3 protein-coding genes are annotated in these 3991 nt (G+C 43.3%); all 3 read left to right on the forward strand.

Features of this window, described 5'->3' with window-relative positions; genetic code table 11:
* Nucleotides 1-155 precede the first annotated feature (155 nt).
* From JX312_RS10090 to JX312_RS10100, 3 genes are read left to right on the forward strand one after another with little or no spacing between them, the layout of a single operon-like run.
* Entirely contained in the window at nucleotides 156-689 is a 534-nt protein-coding gene (locus tag JX312_RS10090; protein WP_204457902.1) for a hypothetical protein, read from the forward strand.
* A complete protein-coding gene (locus tag JX312_RS10095; protein ID WP_204457903.1) occupies nucleotides 676-1356 on the forward strand; it encodes a hypothetical protein in 681 nt (226 codons plus the stop codon). The genes JX312_RS10090 and JX312_RS10095 overlap by 14 nt, the downstream gene beginning before the upstream one ends.
* Complete coding sequence (locus JX312_RS10100) at nucleotides 1353-2117, forward strand: metallophosphoesterase (RefSeq protein ID WP_204457904.1); 765 nt, start codon at nucleotides 1353-1355, stop codon at nucleotides 2115-2117. The genes JX312_RS10095 and JX312_RS10100 overlap by 4 nt, the downstream gene beginning before the upstream one ends.
* Nucleotides 2118-3991 lie beyond the last annotated feature (1874 nt).

Raw genomic sequence — 3991 nt, forward strand, 5'->3', positions numbered from 1 at the left:
TTTACACGACTGTTTTTCTTATCCTGAGATAAGTTGATTCCTGCAAAAACATCTTTTTTTTGCTCATCCGTAAGTTCAGGTTGCTCAAAATAATTTGGTCAAGTCAATTTATATTACTAAATTTGCAATTCGCGAATTGCAAATATTTTACACAAATGACTAAAGCTCATAATGGTATGCGTCCGCAGGATATAGTGATAATACTGAAAAAAGTCACCCTCTTAGGTCGGGAGATGACCAATGCGCAGGTCGCAAAGGATCTCGGCATTAGTGCTTCGGAGGTGTCCGAAGCACTGGAACGCTGTAGGATTGCCAGACTCATGGATAATGCCAAGCAACGGGTCAATATTCTTGCACTTAAAGAGTTTCTGATACATGGACTCAAATATGTCTTTCCGGTTCAGCCTCAGTCTAAAGTAAGAGGTGTTGCCACTGCCATTTCCGCCTCGCCGATGAGTGATAAGATAGTATCCGAAAAAGAAGCATACGTCTGGCCGGATGCAAAAGGCAACCTGCGCGGAGAGTCGATTGCTCCTTTATACCGCACTGTTCCGATGGCTGTGCAAAATGATTCAATGCTTCATAGTCTGCTTGCCATTGCCGATGTTTTCAGAATCGGCAGGACGAGAGAAGTAGAGATAGCCAAAGAAGAACTCAACTCAATACTCGCAACTTATGATGTCAGGTAATATCAGAAGGCTAAAAGTAATCGCCGATGGACTCGGTGAACTGTGCAAGGATGTCGTGTTTGTCGGTGGCTCGGTAGCAGAACTGTATGCCGACGATCCGGCTGCTACCGACATTCGTCCGACTATGGATGTCGATTGCGTCATAGAACTTGCCACCTATAGCAGTCTTCAGGACTTTGAGCAGATGCTTAGAGATCGCAAGTTTGTGAATGATATTGAATCGGGCGTGATATGCCGTTGGAAATACAATGGCGAGATTGTGGACATTATGCCTGATAGAGACAGCATACTCGGCTTTACAAACAGATGGTATCGTCCCGGATTTCAGCATCGTGAAGAAGTAATGGTCGATGATAAGACAATTTTTATTCTTCCGCCACTCTATTATGTAGCGACTAAAATTGAAGCCGTAAGAGGTCGTGGAGGAGATGACCTGAGATTTTCTCATGATTTTGAGGATCTGGTTTATGTCCTGAACAACAGACAGGACATTACCGAACTGTTCGACAATGAGAATGACAACGATATCACCTGCTACCTTTCATCGTGGGCGAAAGAGATGCTTTCACGTCAGAATTGTAGAGAGGAAATTGAATGTATGTTGCCGTATGGAGATTATGACCGTGTGGACTACATAATAGAAATTCTAAATCACTTCTCAAGATGAAGATACAGTACGCATCCGATTTGCATCTCGAATTTGGAGCCAACACATCAATCCTAAGAGAACATTCAATGGAACCCATCGGTGACATACTTGTTCTTGCGGGAGATATTGGCTATCTCGGCGATGACGGATTGATGAAACATCCGTTCTGGGATTGGGCTTCCGAAAACTTCAATGAGGTGATTGCAATTCCGGGTAATCATGAGTTATACCGTGGATTTGATATAAATGAACTGACTGAAGGCTGGGAACAGCGGATAAGATCCAATGTCCGGTATGTCTATAATAAGGTGATTCATCTTGACGAAACAACTGACTTGATTGCTTCCTCTCTTTGGTCAAAAATATCGCCGGAAAATGGATTGCTTACACAGCGTAATGTAAGCGATTTTCACTGTATCCGTGATGGCGTAAAGCCTCTTGGCTGGGAGCGTTTCAATGAAGAACATGAAAAATGCCGTGATTTTATTGAACGAAAGGTGCGCGAAAGTAATGCTGCAAAAATCGCAGTTGCGACACATCATGTGCCGTCATTCGCTCTAATGGCTGATGAATTTAAGGGCAGTCCCATAAACGGAGCCTTTACCTCCGAGTTAGGCAATATGATTGCAGACAGCCGGATTGGCTACTGGATCTACGGTCATTCCCATCGCAATATCATAAAGCGGATTGGGAACACAATGTGCGTGTGCAATCAATTAGGATATGTCCGTGCATTGGAACATCTCTATTTCCGGAAGGATGCTGTTATAACTCTCTAATACCTATATTTGCAATTCGCGAATTGCAAATATTTAGTTCAATGACACTGATTGACAAATCATTGTCCGCTACTCATTCAATGTTATTTTTGATTAAAAGTAAGCATACGGTTAATCGATGATACATATTGACAACACAAAATTAATTAATCTCAGGGAGACTTCGGTCTCCTTTTTTTGTATTGTCAGTCGAAAGTTGCATTTTGTGAGACTTAATAACGGATTGGGGAGGGGCTGTGGGCTTGTGAAGCCCCATCCCCAATCCGTTATTAAGTCTCGTGCGGCAAAAAATATTGGGCTATTCAGAACGAAGTTGTTGCACTTCGATCTTGAATCTAGCGTCATCTCTTAAATGCTTCAATTATTTTAAAGTAGGCTTCTTCACCGAGTGTCGCGGCTGAAAACCATTGGCTTCTCGGCAGGTTTGATACGAAAAAGCGGTTATCTTTCCACATGGAGCCAAGAAGTGACTTCCAGCTATTTACTGCACGGGGCACAATGAAAACCGTGTCAGGATTATTGTGTAGGATGAACTGAATCAACTGCTTTGTATAGTTCTGAGAGGGCAACAACTGACCGCGTTTGAGTGGCGCATATTTTATTGAAGAATACCCTACATATTGAATGACGGCGAATCGGTCGTTGATTTGCTCAAACGAAAGTCCGGTATCTTCGTTGACAAATGCGCTGGTCAGACGGTCTTGCCAATAATAACCCTGATGTATGTTGGCAAGGTCGCGTGTCGTTACTCCATGCGGACCGAAGTCCTCGGGGAGGAAACTATAACAATCAAAAGTCAGCATAGAGCGCAGATGAATGGCATAGCCCTCAACCAAGCCCTGAGGAAGCATCTTATACATAGCGGCGATTTTTGACTGACGTTCATCATAACCGGGATTGAGGCTTAACACAATCACTTTTGCCGTGAGAGGATTGCCATACCAAGGGTATGCCGGTATGTTTAGATGATATTTGTGTTCCGGTTTGGCTGAGGCGTTGAATGTCTCAATCATTTCTTTGTCATCGGAGCAGACGAGATTGTGCTTGTCCGACAACAGGAAATCGTTTCCGGCTGAAAGGTCTGCAACTTCGCGCCAAGGGTTACAGTCTCTGAGTTCTTTTTCTGTCATATCGAGTGGGTCTTTAAGGTAGTGGGGTTGATAATGATTTGTCGGAAGATGATAATATCGCAGCACGGCTGTAAACAGTTCGTCAATAAGAGCATCTATGCTCTTATGACGAAACATCTGCTCGACATATTCCGTTCGGCCTTCCCAAAGTTCAGCGAGAAGGATATAAATGGTCTGCCTTACATCATTCTGCGATACAGAGGGATGGGCATCGCTGTATGTGTGATGTATGTCTGCCCGGACGTCGTAGCCGCGCCAGAGAAGATAGCCTATATCGAGCAATTTCCGTTCGATGGTATTATATGAAAATTCCGTACCGATATGGTCGAAATAGGTGCGCTCANCATGANGNANACCAAGTTCGCCATAGGTTCGATAGATTCGGTCATAGTCTATGTAGTCCATACTTTTTTGTTTTGCTACTGCAAAATTAAATATATATTGTCTCATAATGCGGTACAATCAAGATTTTTTTGTATATTTGCCTTATGAGGTCATCAGATATATTCAGGGAATATGTATGGCTTGTCAAAACTATTTGGCAAGCCGGTAAGATTACGCTTGAAGATTTGTCGGGTCGCTGGGAAAGAAGTGAGTTGAACAATGGTTCTCCGATGCCCCGATCCACCTTCAATCGCCACCGCTCGGCAGTACAGGAAATATTTGGAATTATTACTGTCCGCTAAACTTTTTTTGAGCGATTGAAAAATTAGGGCTGACACCTATTGCAGGAGTCAGCCCTAA

This window comes from Barnesiella sp. CU968 (assembly GCF_905219685.1).
GTDB lineage: Bacteria > Bacteroidota > Bacteroidia > Bacteroidales > Muribaculaceae > Lepagella > Lepagella muris_A.